Origin of the sequence: Peribacillus sp. AS_2, from assembly GCF_026891895.1 — a bacterium.
In the GTDB taxonomy this organism is placed as follows: Bacteria; Bacillota; Bacilli; order Bacillales; family DSM-1321; genus Peribacillus; species Peribacillus frigoritolerans.
The window spans coordinates 105,033-123,220 of the sequence record NZ_JAPTGA010000009.1 but is presented as its reverse complement, the minus strand read 5'-3'; the positions used below and the strand labels follow the sequence as shown (position 1 = coordinate 123,220).

Below are 18,188 nucleotides of genomic sequence, written 5' to 3'. Positions count from 1 at the left end.
GGATCATTCCTCCCCCTTTACTTCATATCTAGCAATTAACCACTGGGTATTATAAGCATCACTCAATGCCTGATAATAGCCAATTTCCTGCAGTTTATTCGAGAAATATCGTTCATTACTGCGAAGGGCTTGGTACGCTTCATCATTATCAAACCCTGGAATGAGTTGATTGATATAAAACCCATACCGATCTCTCATCCATTCCATAAATTGATCGAGGCGTAAAACCTTGGTTTCATAGTTTCCGTTCTTTCCTCGCTTTAGCATCGCTAAATGAATCATCGTATCCAACAGCTTGGATCCAAGACTGTACTTTTTATAGCGAGCCGCTTGTTGTAGGATGCCGGTCTCCGTATTTTTTGAAAAAGCAGAAGATAGAAGACGCTTATAGAAATCTAGAATGAATTGGTTGTATGATTTGTTCAACAGCTCAATATATTCTTCAAACGGTTCTTCGATCTCATCCTCATTTACAGGAACATAATCCGATAGTTCACTTAGTTTTTCCGTAAAATAATCATCCACTTTTTGCTTGATGCTTGGATCTTTCTCATCAAAAGTAATCACCTGCTCCAACGTATAATTATTCCGATCTAACAAGCCTTCTTCCACCATGAAATCGATTTTCTTCCTTATATAATATAAGGATTCAACCAGCATCGAAAGCTGTTGCTCATGCAATAAGACATTTCGTCCTGATAGCTTTGCTAAAGGTCCACTAAAACCTTGCTGTAAATCAATTTGAAAAATGGGTTTGGAATCCTCTTCATAATCGAGCTCCATCTTTTTTCGATTGATCATTTCAGGAAGCAGTTTGGCTACCCGTAACACATACAATCCTAAATGAAGCATAAAAATTTGACTGAGCGCTTCAAGAATTGAGGAACGAGACATGTAATGCTCATAAGCGAGAATCCGCTCTACATCATCCGCTAACAGCAAGGCCTGATCAATGCTCACTAACGGGTCAGACGTACCGACTTGACTTCCCTTTTCATCACGGTCATTTGGGATATGGTTCGTGATACTAGCGACCAACCAGGTGGACAGTTCCAAATCATCCGAATAAATAACGGTGTCCAATTGTTCATTATAATTGTAGGCAAGAAAACGTCTTAACTTATCAATGACTGCTGGTTTCCCATCATTTATCCGTGCTTCATCAGCTTTAACAAGCAAATGCCAGATCTGCTCGCTAGCTTGATAATCTTTGATATTATTTTTTTCACTTGCTTTATAGGCATTCAATGATAAGGGTAAAAGCGAAGCAAACTTGGGTACCTTATTCGGACTGTTTTTATAAAGCATATCGACATAATCGTTCAGAATCCACTTTTTTACAAGGGATTGATGATCAGCAAAGTCCTCAAAATCATTCTCACGCTGGAACACGATGTCCCAGATTCCCTTTAAACGATCAACAGGCGGCTTTGGAGGCCGATAGCCATTGAATTTCATAAGGGGTAAAAAGTTAATGAGAACACGGTCTTTTGCAATCGTCTTTGCCTGGACACGGAGAGCTTTTCGTACCGTATATTCTTTATGATTTTTCTCAGAATTTATCAATTGGCTCTCCTCCTTCCAATGCAGATAGACTTAACTTCCCATCTTTTTTCTCTACCATATAAAGATACTTATTTTTTTCGATTAATAGCAGTTGATTATACGATTGACTTAATAACTGGGTTTTAAAAATGGTCAAATTCATAAAACTGCCTCGTAATTCATAGGTCGAAGGCACATAACCACTTTTCACTTTTTGCAGCAATTCATACAGATCAAGCGTTAAATCAAGCATGATACGTTTCCCTTGTTCAACCGACTGATATCGCATCTGGATCGCATCTGGTGAATACTCAATAAATTGCGTTTCTTGACCCAAATCCTGGACAAGCAGTTCGAAATTCTCCCTTGGGAAAATGCGGAGACTAACGAATTCCGTTGTCTTCCACTTGCTTTCTTTTAACGCCAATTTATCTTTTGTAAATGGATGATGGACCCCTTCGGAATACGAAATCGCTTTAAGGACCTCTGTCAGCTCTTGTTCTAAATCCTTATCCCCGTTTAGGATACTGCTAAACTGCTTTAACGAAGGATATGGAAGAAGAATATAAGGATCATTATCCAAGCTTTCAAAATAGTACTTGCGTTTACTAATGGAAACAAATGTTTTAAAAGCTTCCACTTTCTCCACTTCCATCAATTCATTCGAATGGATTGGACGATGTTCGTAAAATAGATCCAACAACTTTGTTTCTTTTGGTTTATAAGATAAATCTTTGATCGCATAAAGTTCCTGATCACTACTCGGCTGACTGGCCAGTGTATTTTCAATATGTGGCACGGACACCTCGGAAACATCGACTTTTCCTAATTCCTTCATTAATCGGTCCACACTTTGGCCCATGTTGAAAACCGAATTATAATAGAAACCAGTTAATAAGGCTTCGCTGTTCGCTAAGGAAGAATAGCGTGCCAGCCTTTCGATCTCGCGGCAGTTCTTCGTTCCATATAAAATATAGGAAAGCGCAGAACGAATATCCCTCATCGTAATATGGAGCTTTTTCCGTAAATGAACCGTTTCGACTACTTTTCGGATATTTTCTTTAATTTGTGGTCCAACAGCCTCATCCTGGATGGATGTTACATTATAATAAATCGGACAAGCATCCTTCACTTTGCAGTTATCGCAAAGCTCTGTGATTCGAGGATCCGTAAATTTATTGATTAGCTTTTCAAGAATCGAAGGGGTGTTTTCATCTTGTGCCACAACGCTTCTCCAGTTTAAATTCACAAGAGAAAATTGGGTTTTCCGGTTCTCACGTGAACGCAAATAGGACTCGACGTGTTGGAATAGCTTGCCATATTTTTCATCATGAGTGCTTAAAAATTCCATTAGTCGCCCTTCATTTATCGCGATTAAGCGGACTTCTTTAAGTACATCAGGTTTGTGAGAAAATGGATCATCGCCTGCAAAGACATTAAAAAACTCATCCAAAACGTCTTCGTTCAACTTGTCACCTTCATCCTGTGAACCATCATAATTAGTAATCAAGCGGATGCCTCTAAAGTCAATCACCTTTCCGTTGCTTCCGTCCTTTACTAATTTTCCATCCACACCAAGAAGCTTATTTTCGAGATTTTGAATAAACGCCGTTTTCCCGTCACCGGCATTTCCTGTAATGACCACCAATTGAAAAGCTCCATCTGCGATCTTTTGCAGCAGCGTTTTTTCGAGTTTCGTCTCGACATAGTTGCTCTTTGCAAATGGATCTAAGCCCCTAGTACCTTTATTACTGATTGGACTTTGACTGTATAGACTTTGGAAATATGGGATTAAATAATTATCATATTGACTGTTGATCGTTTCTGGGTAAGGCTCTATTTCTGAAAAATCATTTTCAGGCAACTTTACTTTGATTTCACTGTAATACGATGCAATGCCATCCAGTGCTTCCAACATGTCTTGCGGTGTTCGGAAACGCTCGTTATGGTATGGATGACACGCTTTTTCAACCCAGCTCGCTAATTCGGAAGATACCGTTGGGCGATAAGTCTCTAAAGGCTTTGGTTCCTCTCCAAATTCCGGCATATAATCTTCAAATGGATATTTGCCGTTACTTAACAATTCGTATAAAACGATACCTAAGGAAAATGTATCGAGACTCGGCTTCGCCCCGATCTCATGTACATCGGGTGCCAGGTAACGCTTCGTTCCTCCGATAATCGTACTTTGATCGGCATCGCGGCTAATATTAAAATCAATTAGCAGCGTTTTCCCATCCCGAACCATAATGTTCGCAGGTTTAATATCCGCATGAATAATTGGTACTTCTAGGCTCTGCAAGTAAATAAGAGCATCCAGCAGTTCTCTTGCCCATTTGATGACTTGGAGAATCGAAAAGCTATTCTGTTCATCTAACAATTGCTGCATCGATTTCCCTTCAATAAATTCCATTTTCAGAAAGTATTGCTTCCCTTGATGAACCGAATCTACATCATATCCCTTTGCAATATGTGGATGATTGATCGATCGAAGACGCTGGTATTCTTTACGAACGACATTAATATTACTAATCTGGCTGTTCTTCATCACCTTAATCGCAAAGGTTTCTTCCGTCGGCACATAAAAAGCCTTATAGACGTTGCTTGTTCCACCTTGACCAAGGCGTTTCAAGATCTTATAGCGTGAATCAATTTCATTACCTTCTTCATAGACTTCTGGCGTTTCCTCTACCGGATTCTCTTCCGCAGCCTGTTCTTCTGATTCGTCTTCAAAAATCTCCAAAATCTCTTCTGCAGACTGGTACCATTCTTTATAATGATGGTGCGACATCTTGATGATGACATTCATCAATTCTTCATCCGCTACCCCTTGAATGGCTGGTAATTTGCCATTTTCACGCTCCAGATTATTTTGATCATTACCCACTAATAGGTCGTAAAAAATTCTTCCTACTGAATAAAGGTCGCTCGCAGGTGATGCTAAGTTATGAGAGGATAGCACCCGCCCTGGTGTATAGCGTTTATCAAGCCCTTCTGATAAAGCCTCTGTCATGATCGTCGTCTGACTTGATGCGTCTACCAATCTTGAAAACTCAAAATTTTGCAGAATCACCTGTTCCCTCTGATCAATCAGAATATTACTTGGTGTTAAATTACGATGAATAATTCCCTCATGATGAACCTCTTTCAATATTTTGAAGGTCTTCAAAAAGAGATCCTTAATTTTTTCTTCAGATAGCTTCTTCTCTTCAAGGTAATATTCCATCAAAGATTTGCCGTCAACCTTTTGGTATACGACGCTAAAGCGGCTTTCATCTCCATCTGGAATAAAAGCAGTAATTGGCTTAACGACCCCTCTAACATCACTCATACCTTCGAGCTTTTTATAATCATTACGTAAGAGGTGCATTTGCTGCTTTTGCTCTTCTCGTGAAAGATATGGATCCATAAAGAATTCTTTTAACACAAACTGCTTATCACTGCCTGTATCTTTATTTACCACTATGTATTCATTATAAAGTTCGGTCTGTTTTTCCAAAAAGACTTCTTCATAATGATGAAAGCGTCTATTTTTCTTTGGAATCGGTTGAAAGGTTTTCATTTCTTCCAGTACAAGAGGCTTTAATTGATCAAATGAAATTCTCATTCTCGATTGATCGGTATGAACTCGATTTTCTTGAATAAAATGGGAAATCGTTTTTAACGTTGTCATTTTGCTGCGACTGTTTCCTTTAACGGAGATTTGAACATCGCGGCCGCTGAAGTTAATGACATCTTCAATCCAGACTTGTCTTAAGAGCGGATTTTTACTTTGCAGATAATTCTTTAATACTTTCGCTTGTCGGGACACCTGTTGTAAAGGATTGCTCTCGGTTTTATTGCTTAAGACGATTCTACTATCGTTCCCTTTGATTTCCCCATGCCAGTACTTGTCTTCAATCACATAAATCGCGTGAGGAGCTACAACGACAATGTCATATTCAAAAAACTGTCCATTCCCTGAAGGGATTTCAAAATTATGATAAATAATAAAATCATTAGAGAGCGTCGATTGAAGCTCTCTAATTAATAGGCGCTCTCCTTCTGATGCAGGCTGTCCAACGCGGTGGACAATGGCCATAGATTATTCTCCCCCTTTTTCGATTCGGATGTTGATATGGTTTTTCTTAAACAAATTCGTTGCTACTCGTAAGACTTCTTCTAATTCAAATTTATCGGTTTGGTCCGCAATTTTTAAAATCAAATCTTCCAATGTGCAGGACTTACCTTCTATCGCCAGTAGGACCTCTGCTTCCTTCTCCGTCAATTCCCCTTTTTTTGCAGCATTGGCTACGAGGTTCCTAGCTTTTGAGATACGAGTTGGAATCGACTTCAAGCCTTTTACATCCTCTTCTTTGATTTGATCTTCAAGCTTTGTTTTGAGCATAAACAATTGTGAAGATATATCGAAGACTTCCGTTTCAATTTCCTCTACATCCATCTCCAGTACATCGGTATAATAACGAAGTCGTTGGTCTAAAGTATCCGTTAGCTCAAGCCAATGATCGACTTGCTTTACAATCATGGATTCAAATTCTGTTTGCAATTCCTGATAGCTCTTTGATTGTTCGTCTTCTTTGAATTGCGTATGGAGCTGACCGCGGATCGAAAGTTCCATTAATAGCTGCTGCTGATACTTTTTCTTTTCTTCTTCAAATTGCTTACGCGACTTTTGAAGCTCTTGCATGATTTCTTCGCGAACTTCTTTTAAGCGATTGATCCAGTGCTGGTAAGACGGCAACCCTTCGCCTTCCCACTCCTTTTCAATATCAGTATCCACTTGTTGTATTTTTTCAATGAGATGGGTCAGTCCCATCGTCTTCAAGCGGTCTAATAAATCACTTAGAGATTTTCTTTCATTGTAATAGGCTTCCCATTTCGACCATTCAGCCACTTCTGCTTCTAATTCTTTTCGTTTCGGCTTAAGCTTGTCCCATTGGCGATCTACACTCTCGATATTAGACGTGATATCAATGAAAAAGTTGACCCCATCATTTGCTTCACTAAAGTTTTGAATCGATGTTTTTTGCAGTTCTGCCTTTTCCGTTGTAATCGCAGCGTATCGATCCTGTAGCTCTTTTAACTCATTGTCAAGCTTTTCCTTGTATTGGAACCAGTGAGCTTTTTCAGGTTCTTCCACGGCTTCGACTGCTGAAAGAGTATGATCTAATGTAGAAAGCACCCTTCCTGACTTTTTAAGCTTATCTTCAATTACATCAATCCACCTATTCACAAAAAGACTCATATCTTTTTGAAGCGTATGTAGGACATCTTTTAACACGCCTGAAAGCTTTTCATAGGTTTCTTCATCCTGAAGCCTTTCAATTTGAGCAATAATCGGCTCTGTCGTTATCGACACCTTTTGCCCTTGCAATTCAAGTTCTGTTTTCAAGCTTTCGATGTATTGAACTTGTCCTTCCAAATTGGCACGCCATTCTTCAATCGTGAGGGGCTTCATATAGAATTTTTCTTTGTTTGGACTTCTGAAAAAGAGCTTTCGTATGTCAGCAAATTCAAACAGCTGCTCCCGTTCTTGTATTGTATAGCCTAGTTCTAATAATTGTTCAGATACTACCGTAAAATCAACTGCTTTTGCTTTCTTTCTCGTGATGGTAATCTCTTCCGCACTTTCCTCAATCAGTTCGACCACTTTTCGTTCGGCTGGGTGAGTATTTAAATATAAGTGATTATCATCGTGAATACTGAGTAAGCTAGGAAAATCGGTCATTAAGGTTTCAAATGGTGCCACACTGCCCAATGTAAACATCGCAGCAATGTCCTTCTTTTGTTTCCCCGTCAATCTGGGATACTGTTTAGCTAACGGCTCAATGCCTCTTTTTTGTGAAAGCGGTATTTTTTCACTTTCCAACACAGCTTTAAAATAGGCCATTTTCGGCTTCCAACGACCGACCATTATCGTTTTATATTCTGGAAAACGTTCCTCACACATTTTTTCAAATAATTCAATGAGGATGCTTTTTCCATGATTCCGTAATTCCCATTCAGATCCATGTACGTTTTTCATTTCTACATCAAATAAAGCAGCAATTGTCTCATTGATGATTTCACTCATGACAAAGTTCAAATCTTCCTGTTCACTTGTTGGAATATTTCCCGTTTTGTTCAGATAGTGAAGCAGATTTAACAGCAGCTGAACATCTGTTTTTTCAAATGGAATTAACTCCGACAGCAGCGGTATTTCAACATTGATCATCGTCTTGAGATTCAAATTAAAAGCGTAGGCAAATGGATCACTAGACTGCCTTACAACTTTATTTCCACTTTTATCTTCCATATCTAAAAGGAAAATCCACTTACCCGTATACACAAATTCAGGTTTGTATTCCAACGATTTTGGCAGTTTTTTTTCAGAAAGGCGGCTCGTCGTTACAATTTGCAGATGGCGATTTGGGAAACGATTCTTCACCTTATAGTACGTACCGCCAATATCCGTGGTAAAAACACCGCGTGCATATGGTTTAAACTCAATAGGGTCTTCGGTTATTTGATCAAACATACATATCCAGTCTAGTTCATTCCGATCGGTTAATAACTCAGGTACAATAACCTGATTAAAGGACTGAACGGCATTTTCTTGCGAATCCTTGTCATTCGCCTGATAATAACGCAAAAAGTCTTTGATAGCCTGATCAAGAAAGCTTTGTGGAGCCGTTTGCACTTGATCTAGAGCGACTAATTTATACCCTTCAATCAAACTTTGACGGATTTCCACGCCAATCCATTCTTTTAACAGGGTTTCCGCTTTTTCATTCAGCAATTGATAGTCCGACAATACCTCCGGCTTACATCCTTGCGGAAAGGCAGCTAGTGCATAAATGAGCTTTACATAGTACTCATCCCTTCCGACCTTTTCGATCAGGGATTGAACGGTCGCAATAAAATGAGAACGCTCTCCTAGTAAGATATCTTCGTTCATACAATTTTCGACGAGATCGAGGACTGTGTATGTTTGCTTCGTTTCTTGATAATGCTTCACAATCGCATTGAAAGCAGAGATTACAGAACGTGGTCCATTTCCGATATCCTTCCGTGAGCTGTCGGTCAGCTGTCCAAGTGCTTTGATTGCATAGGCATCGATAATTTGATCCTTATACGCTTCAAAACCAAAGTAAGAGGCATAACGATCCCACAGTTGTACCGCAAATTCAGACGTATAAATCTTTGATAAATCGATCAGCATTTTTTGTGCTTGGAATCGGTCGAGTGCGTCTGATTTTACCTGTTGCATTTGGACAAACGAGTTCAACGGCAAACCGATCATAATTCCGTAACGGCCTTCACGATTCAAAGTACTGTTGGAAAGTTCAAATAAATATTGGAACACTTTTTCCGGAGCTAGTTCATTCAACGTAATTTGCAGCTCATCGGTGAAGACCATTAATCCAGAATAGCCGCATTCATTGACTAAGAATTTCGTGATCTTATCACAATATTGAAGAAACTCTGCGATAGTACGTTCTAAACGATAGTTCCCTTCCTTGATTTTTTTCTCAATAAAGGCTTGGGCATTTTCTTCCGTCATCCCGCTGGAGATTAACAGTTTGATTTCACTCTTCATACCACGCTTCTGAAATTGGGAGCAAATTTCCTCAAATTCTTCTTTTTCAGAAAGATTTTTCTTCTCTAATATGTATGACACCCATGCATGGATTCCAGAAAACAGCTCGTCCAAGCTTCTCCAGCTAAATGGAGGAACCGCGATCATTCCTTTTTCCTCGGCTTTATGCCAGAGATAAACAAGCATACTCGTTTTTCCCAGACCAAAATCTCCCGTAACTAGTCCGGAAAACACTTTATGCTGATCGACAATACGTTTCACCATTTTACTTTCGTAGTCCTGTGCATCCCCTAAAGACATATGAGTCATCGCATGCTTGCGATAGTTTCTTTCAACGCTTTCAGGTGATGCCGTCAACTCTTCCCAAGTAGCCGTACTGATAATCGGATCTTTTTTTAGGATTTTCTCTAATTCCCCTAGTTCATTGATAATGGCAGACATTCATGATTCCCCCTCGTTGCTATTGTAATGGAACAGTTTTTATCGCTTGCAGAACCATCCCTCTTGGTGCATAGCGAATCGTAAACGCTTTTTTATATCGAATTGATTTATTCACCATTTCTTCGATTTTCGCTTTTTCTAATAAAAATAAAATGGATAACTCCTGTTTTTCTTTATCTGTAATTAGCAGGCTTCCATTTTCTTGTCTTGTTTTCTTTTCAATATACTTTTGCAGTCCATATGTAAATAGATTCGGATCGACAAATTCAAGCAGATCAAATTTTCCATTGACAATTTCTTGGATGAATACAACGCCTTTACCAATGGTTGTCGAATCCATTCCTGTAATAGATTCGTCATCGTTATAGGTTTCTTCAAGCATTTTTACAACCCGATTGTATTGATCGGACGCCACATTCTTTTCTTCTAAAACCGTATCAATGACAAAACGATAGGTGGTAAAATATCTAGGGCTATTGTTTTCAAATGATTTTAATATATGTAGCATGTGTAAAAGGAATGGAATTTTGTCAGGATTCTTGATATAAAGAAGCTGTACGGACTCGCCAAAAGGAGTGAATTCCACAAATATACCGTTTTTTTCTCGTTGTTTGCTCAAAATACCTAGATCCACGAGCCGATTAAAGACATCACGGCGTTCCCCAAACTCTACTCCTTCTTCTCTTGCCATCTCGACAATCTCTTCCACCGACATTTTACCAGATAGTAAGGTGAAAATTTGATAAATCCACTCTATATTCACTCGGTCAATTAAATATTTATGTTTCATGAGAACACTCCATCATTTTATATACTATATATTATAAAAGATCATTGTTAAGATGTAATACTATTGGATAGCTAATTCCCTATTTATGACAGAAAAAAATAGAAATAAAATTTATTCTTTAATATTAATGTAAAACAAATTCTTTTTGTCCGAATAATTTGCTATAAAAAACGAGACGATTCACTCCAATCAAAGGTTCATTAATTACATATAGCTCCATCTACTAAAATCAAAAACTATAATTGTCAGGCAGCTTTTCAATTGTTTTTATATGTAAAATCGGTTAAACCATATAACCGAATACATGGTGTCTATCATCCAAAAAACAACGCAAAGTCAAAAATATTATTTAATTCAATTATAGTATAAATTAGGTCGTTTGTTCTAGAATTTGTAAAGGATATATGCAAGGGGAAAAATAAAAGTGCCCAGATGAATGTTCAAACGAAGAAATCCGTGCTCAAATGGACATGACTGCGTGGAAGAATTAACCTTATAACCATCCTTAGTAGGTCCCTAGAAAGAAAAATAAATAAAAAATAGCTGTATATGAGACGGAAAACTACCTAGTTCACTCCCCGGCTGTATCTTAATAATCCTCATCTTACTGAATTGGATTCTGGAGTTTTTGAGGATAACTACTCAGTAGGGTACTAGAATATCATTACTGAGGACCTTTTTCTTATGGACCTAACGGTGCAGTTTATTTTATTTAGTGACGGTCCACTATATCTTTTGAACTGTGCTATTGTTAGTATAGACTTACATCTTGCATTTGACTCTATTCTTTTGGTACCGAGCAACTTACTATAGAATAGAATCGCAGCAAAGATGAAGTGGTTTATAAAGATGAATTAAACAATATAATGGGAGTATGAAAATGGAAGAGTTTAATAGTACTGAATATCCAAAACACAGAGAATGGGAAGCAAAAGTTTTTTCTTTACCTAAAATACCTCGTGGAGATGAAGGGCAACCAGCGGTATTAAGACAGATTCTTAATGCTGTAATTAATAAAGTTCCTTATAACACAAAAATTAAATTTTCTGGTAGTCAAAGTGAAGCAACATTAGAACACTTATGTAGATGGTTGAGACCAATTGGAATGGTTCATAAAGAAAGCGGAGTTTGGAAAATTTCGGATGAAAGCTTGAAATGGTTAGAATCTAATGATGATTTATATTTAACAGCAATATTTTGTGCAAATGTAAGATTTATTGGTGAACTATTAGTAAAACTATATACACCTAAAACAATAATGGATTTACTAGAGATTGCACAAGAAGAATATAAATTGTCTTGGAAAACAAAATCAGAAATTAATAATAGATTAACTTGGTTTAGACAATTAAAAATAGTAGAATTTAATGATTTTAAACATACTTATTTTCTAACAAAAAAAGGTTTAGATTTTATTTCAAAAATTGATTATGTAACGCCAGAAGAAATTAAAATAGTTGGCGATATCACTGAAGAGGAAAAAGAGATTCCAGTCTCAGTTTGGGCTGTTGATTTATGTGAATTAACACAAGAACAACTAAGAAAAAGAAAACCCTCAATTGGATATATTCCAGGAGATATCCCAGAGATTTGTGAAACGTTGAGTGGCTATATTCAATTAATGTATTCACCAATTACTAAAGAAGCTTTTCTTAATTATTCAAAAGAAACATTTAATATAGCTGTTTCTTCAGCTAGTAGTTTTATTACCACATTGACAAATATAGATTATATTGAAAGAAAATCTATAGCTTTATATGAATCTTCAGAGTTAGCAAAAACCTGGTTAACTTCTAAATCAGCATTAGATTTAGTTTACTGTATACATTCAAAGGTTTTGTTTGTATTTGAATTATTAAAAGAGTTAGAAATAGAACCATTAGATGTTAAAGAGTTGGCAGTGATTGCAAAAGTATCTTACGGTTTTGAAACGGAAAGAATAGAAGAAATAAGAAAAAGAATCAATATTTTTAAGTTAGCTTTATTAATTCAAGAAGAAACGCCAGGTAAGTTTTCTTTAACAGAACGAGGGAAAAAAGTTTTAAATGTAGTTACTATCCAACAAAAGCAAATTACAGAGTCAGAAGATTTAACTAAGAAAAATGGAAATATAACATCTAATAACTCAATTAATAACTCAATGATTGATGAATGCTTAATGGAACTTCGTTTAGCGGCAAAAGATTCATCCAATCCATCGAGATTTGAAAGAGCCATCAAAACGGCATTTGCTTTATTAGGTTTCAATGCTACATGGTTAGGTGGGTCTGGAAAGACAGATGTATTTTTAAATTCTCCAAGTATACCTAAATATTCATATACAGTTATTATAGATGCTAAATCTACATTATCAGGAGTTGTGTCAGAAGGACAAATAGATTTTGTTACATTGAAAGAACATAAAAAACTTCATTCTGCGGATTATGTAGCGGTTGTAGGTTTTTCGTTTCAATCAGAAAGATTAATTCAAAGAGCAATTGATCATAAGGTGATTTTAGTAGATGTAGATTCTCTTGAAAAATTAATTAAGTTTCATTACGAAATTCCTTTACAAGCAGATGCATATAAAAAGATATTTTCACAAGTGGGTAAAGTAGATATAAGCGTTTTGAAAGAAGATAGACGTTTAATCGAAAGATCTGGACAATTGATACAAGCGATAATGGATTGTCTAATTGAAGAAAGCTTTGATCTAATTACAGAAGGGCTATTACAAGAAAGAGATATATATAGAAGCTTAAGAAATAATGATATTTTTAGTACGCCTCCACAATTAGATGAGATTTCAGAGATGTTAAAATTTTTATCATCACCTTTTATTGGATGCATAGGGCGTTCTAAAGAAGGGTATTATGCTTTGGGTTCTTTATCAGATGCAATGAATAAATTTAATTTTTATGCTAAATCTTGTGAAGCTAAGTAAACTTTTTATCATTTAGCTTTATCACGGAGAAGCGTATCACAAGTAAATTTTGAGGAGACTTTCTCTCTTTGGGGTAAGGTGCAAGCTGTCTCTAAAAGATATGCTCCTAGTGTTATAGATATTCTTGAGCCAGCCATTTGAGAAAGTTGTTTCTGGAGGGTTTGGGGCTTCTACATCTCATTAATCAATAGAACTGGATTAATAGAAATGAGATCATGGGGATCATAGCATTCGAAATGTATCTATAGAACAGGAAAGTATGACAATATTTACCTATCACTTTATTAAAACTCCTTTGCTTTTAATAAACAAAGGAGTTTTTTTGTTCCATCATTACTCCCAAAATATCTGGAATTAATTGGGTATTTATATTTGCAACAAAAAAAGCCCTCACAATGAGGACCTCGAAAAAAAACCTACTATTATGTAAATCTCCCGGAAATTGTTTCATCGAGCAGATCTTGTTGGACGAGCTTTATAAACTTATTTCATCTATCCAATCATTTAATTCATTATCAGTAAATTTAACTTTTTTGTTAATTACATCATTTTTAAGTTTGCTCAACCTAGCAAATAATATTAATGAGCAATTTTCCTGAAGTTCCAATAAAAGTGTATTTATCCCTAACACCATTTCTTTATTCTTAGATAATAAATGTTCTTTTTCAATAGAATCTGACACGGCAAACTTAAGTTGATATTGATAATATTTCCATAAAAGCGTTAAAAATATATCAATATCCTTAAATGAATATTTACTTTTATGAGTCGGAATCTTTATTTTTTCCTCAAAACATTCTAAATGTTTCTGAGTAATTACCACTGGAAGAGGTGGAAATATATTATCTCCGGTAATTTCACTTCCCCCCTCAACGCTTTCCTGAAGTTTTTGTAAATAGTAATTAGAAATTCTCAGTCCATTTCCAATAACCTCAAGCTTATTGTTTAAAAACAGCAACTCAATATAGTTCACGTCAATTTCATTTAAATAAATAATAGCAAAAATAAGCCTTCCCATTTCATTTTCATTTGTAACATCCACGGTTTTCACACCGATAGGCAGATAAGTTAGATTTTTTTCACAATAAACATTTTTTGGATTGACAAAACTAAAACCGCTCTCATTAGATATCATATTTATTTTATCTTTAATAAATCGCATTTTGGTTTGTTCCTTTTCCTTTTGCCATTCATTAATGCTTGAGCGAGAATATCCTCCTTTTCTTGGTATATGATTTAAATAAAACTCATTTAGAGTTATCAATCTATCTAACCATAAAATTTCTTGCTTCTCAATTTCATCTAATTCAAAATTATATGCTGTACGTTCGCAAATATTGCGAAAACCTAATTGCATTTCACTTAATTTGTCTCTTGCATCCCTTAAATTATACATTGCAAGGCCACTTGCATTATTTTCCGATTTTTTCATTACAATATTTAAATAATTGTCTATATAGTTCCTGATGGAAGAAAAAAAGCCATGCTTTATTTTAGAGATTTCATCCTTTAGAATTGTAGGTTCCTCAAAAGGTCTATTCTCTCGTGGAAACAATTTTTCTTTTATTAATGATTTACCTAACTGCATTCTGACTTCATCTATTACGCTGACTTCTGGAGTTAACTTAGTTTGCTTGAGAACATATTCTAAAACCCTGATATTTAATTTTATAAATTTAATTAGATTTGAACGGATATTTATCCAATATTCTTGCCACTCATAAATAGATGAATATTCAAAATGGGACAATATACTATTTTTCCATAGTATAGTCAGATCTGTGTTGAAACTTAATTTTATATTCTCAATAGGCATAGCTTTATAGGATTCATCAAGTAAATTTAAACCATTAAATAATTCTAGTTTTGGTTTAATACCATTAGTAATGTATTTCTTATATATAGGTAAGAACCGACACACTGCTTTAATACGACTTACACTTTTAGTATTAGCTTCCCCCACTTCTTGAGGAAGTAATAGATATTCAATATAAATGTCTTCTCCTGATTCATATATATTGATAGAGTCTGTATTTACTTTTAAATATTTGTATGCCGATTCTATATTCTGATTAATAAACTGATTGTATTCGTAAGGTTTAAGTGCGTGATATTCATACATTAACAATGATAATTCTTCAAATTTCCATAATTGTCTCTTGTCCCAAATTTCATCAAAATCTAGCGAAGTTACAATGTCAAACTCCTTATTCAATCGAGCTAACCAACTTGCTAAGATACTATAACTATTTATATCCCTTTTTAACTTTTTATCATTTAACTCATTGAATAAATAATATGCATAAATATAAATATCAGATGATTCTATATCGAAATCTTTAATTTCTTCAGTCAAAGTCAATATATAGTTTATATTTTCATTTTCAGGCATTATCTCATGGAATTCGCTTAACGTTTTTACTTTATTACCCATGTCTTTTATAGCATTCCACGGTCCAATCTCCAATAAAAAGAGCATTAATCCCCCACGTTCATTTGCTCTGTCAAAGTAGGTTTGATTCTCTCTGAAATATTTCAAAACTGAACCTGAAAATAACCCCTCTAACGTATTTACAATAAATGCATAAGAATTTAATGATATTTTCTTAGATAAAACAGAGTAAAACTCATCTTGTTCTATATCGATATGGAGGGGGATTTGCGAAAAAAGTTTTGCTATGTACTTTTCATCTACTATACTTATTAATTTCGTCAGTGTCCTTGCAACCGGAAAAAACAAGTGCAGTTTATCTGATATGTGTTTTGAGCGCACAGGGTGCAAACCTTCAACATAAGAACCTTTTTCCGTTTTTAAGAAAAATTCATTTTCTAAGCTTTCAAGTATCCCATTTATATCGTAATTAAAGCCTACTTCATTAGTTATTTCTTGAATTAGCTTTTCACTCCTTAATTGAATTCCTATAACATCTGCTAGGGAAATCAATCTTAAAAAATCTATTTTAATAAAGGAATCTTTAACGGAATTAATGGTCTTCAATTGTTGAGAAAGACGGTCTTCTAACATTTCTCCATGTGTTAACAAATAGACAAATTCAATTAAAATTTGTTTCTTTTCCACTTTTTCCCAAGCGGATTGCCAATTTAAAATAGAGTTATGAATTTTATTTTTTTCTTTTAGGTTGTCATAAATTTTTTTCGCTTGTTCTCTATTTAAATTTATATTTATAATTTTCAATTTAACTAAATTACTTTGATCACCCGCGAATGTGTACCAATCATCTTCTCTTGAAGTAATTAATAAACGATAGTTCAGTGTAATCCTATCTTCTAATAACTGTGCAAGTTTATTCCATTCCTTTAAATCAACGTCCAAATTGTCCAAAACAATTAAAGTTTTCTCTCCTAGTTTTGACCTTGAATTTATATATTCAATTATATTATCAATTTCTTTAGTATCCTTACACCAATTTAATTTATAGACTGTGAATTCTTTAGATAAATTAAATGCTACTTGCCAAGCTAACGTGGTTTTCCCTTGACCGCTTGAAGATTTTATTACTGTGATTTTATTTTCACTTATTGATTTTTCTATTTCTTTTTCTAAATTCTCTCTTCTAATAGGTAAACCGTTTACTATATCAGCAGGAGTTGCCTTTTTACCCTCGTAAAACTCCGTATTTTCTTTTGTTGTTTTAAATTTTTTAAAGTCTATTTTTTCAAACCAATGAAAGGCTGGATTTTGAATATCTTTTGCTATATCATCTTTTACATTTTGAACCATTTGAATTAATGTTGTATAAGTTATCTTTCTTCTATTCTTTGCTGCTTGGAATATACTATAAAATAAGGAGTCAATAAAAAGCTTTTCATTACCTGTGTGTATGTCGAATTTGTCAATCATAAGACTAATAATCTTTTGTTCTAATTCATTCTGTGTTAATTTTTCGAATTTTAATTGCTTACTAAAAGTTTGGAAATCGAAATTGTTCCAATCCCAATGGAGATTTTCTTCTTTAATTTTATCAATTTTATTCGTCCAAAATTGGATAACTACTTTATCTAACTTGTTAGCTATTAACTTAGAAAAGTTACCTTTTGCAATCTCCATGTCATATACTAATATAAAATATCTATTAGTATTTTGTTTATCTGTTAAATATACCTCTAAAAAATTAGAAAGAATACTATCAAAAAAACTGGCATCTTGCTTTTCTTTTGAATGTTTTAATTGAACATGGTCAACAGTTATATTATCGTCTAGCATTGAGCTAAAAGTATCCACATCCTCAATGCCTTCTAATTTTAAGCTTTTATTGTCCTTATCCAAAAATTCCAAAGCTCTATAGCAAGAATAGACTAGTTGATAATCATACCCCATTAAAGCTATTTGTCCACCGGTTCTGCCTTCTTCTATCTCAACTTTTGATTTTCTTTTTTTAATTTTTTTATCCTCATTCTTTTTTGTCTTTTTTGCCACTCTATCACCTCATTCTTCTATCCTATTATGCTAAATCTTTTTTGCTTAAAATTTTTAATATCAACAATTCCTTCCCCTTCATTTACCTATTAATATAGAAATTATATCCAAAATCATTGTATCAAATATTTTTCTAATAATTACAGAATAATTAGTACTTATAAAAAAATAGATAACAATTTAAAGAAGCAACGACAATTTGGTCGCTGCTTCTTTCTTAATAAAGATAATTAGATATTTTATTTGCCAGTCTAAATGTGTAGTAGTATTAAACCATATAATGAGATGTAGTATTCAACATTTTATTTTTATTAGAATTTAATACTTGCTTATAAAAATTAATAGAGAGTTAAATTGTCTAAAATTTGATGGTTTATAAAAAACTTTTATTAGCAAAAACTTATACATTAACAACTAAGACGACCCACATCACAGCTTAGTTTTACCAAGTTATATATACCTAAATAATTTC

General features: G+C 34.7%; 6 protein-coding genes. 1 reads left to right on the top strand and 5 read right to left on the bottom strand.

All coding sequences use genetic code 11. From position 1 onward, the window contains the following. Positions 1-3: 3 nt before the first annotated feature. The 4 genes from OTG27_RS17080 to OTG27_RS17065 are packed head-to-tail and all read right to left on the bottom strand — an operon-like array spanning position 4 to position 10,355. Positions 4-1,566: a methylation-associated defense system protein MAD7 family protein gene (locus OTG27_RS17080; RefSeq protein ID WP_268937524.1), complete on the bottom strand. Its 1,563-nt coding sequence runs from the start codon at positions 1,564-1,566 to the stop codon at positions 4-6. After that, the gene (locus OTG27_RS17075; protein WP_268937523.1) at positions 1,553-5,626 is read right to left on the bottom strand and encodes a protein kinase domain-containing protein; all 4,074 of its coding nucleotides are present in this window, start codon (positions 5,624-5,626) and stop codon (positions 1,553-1,555) included. The genes OTG27_RS17080 and OTG27_RS17075 overlap by 14 nt, the downstream gene beginning before the upstream one ends. Before the next feature lie 3 nt (positions 5,627-5,629). Then, entirely contained in the window at positions 5,630-9,565 is a 3,936-nt protein-coding gene (locus OTG27_RS17070) for a hypothetical protein (protein WP_268937522.1), read from the bottom strand. A gap of 19 nt (positions 9,566-9,584) precedes the next feature. Continuing rightward, positions 9,585-10,355 (bottom strand): hypothetical protein, encoded by a 771-nt coding sequence (locus tag OTG27_RS17065; RefSeq protein ID WP_268937521.1) that lies wholly within the window; start codon positions 10,353-10,355, stop codon positions 9,585-9,587. 880 nt (positions 10,356-11,235) lie between these two features. Here OTG27_RS17065 and OTG27_RS17060 point away from each other — a divergent pair. Then, positions 11,236-13,278, top strand: coding sequence for a hypothetical protein (locus tag OTG27_RS17060; protein WP_268937520.1), 2,043 nt, complete (start codon positions 11,236-11,238; stop codon positions 13,276-13,278). A 475-nt stretch (positions 13,279-13,753) separates the two neighbouring features. Here OTG27_RS17060 and OTG27_RS17055 read toward each other — a convergent pair whose 3' ends face one another. Then, the gene (locus tag OTG27_RS17055; protein WP_268937519.1) at positions 13,754-17,716 is read right to left on the bottom strand and encodes a P-loop NTPase; all 3,963 of its coding nucleotides are present in this window, start codon (positions 17,714-17,716) and stop codon (positions 13,754-13,756) included. Positions 17,717-18,188: the final 472 nt, after the last annotated feature.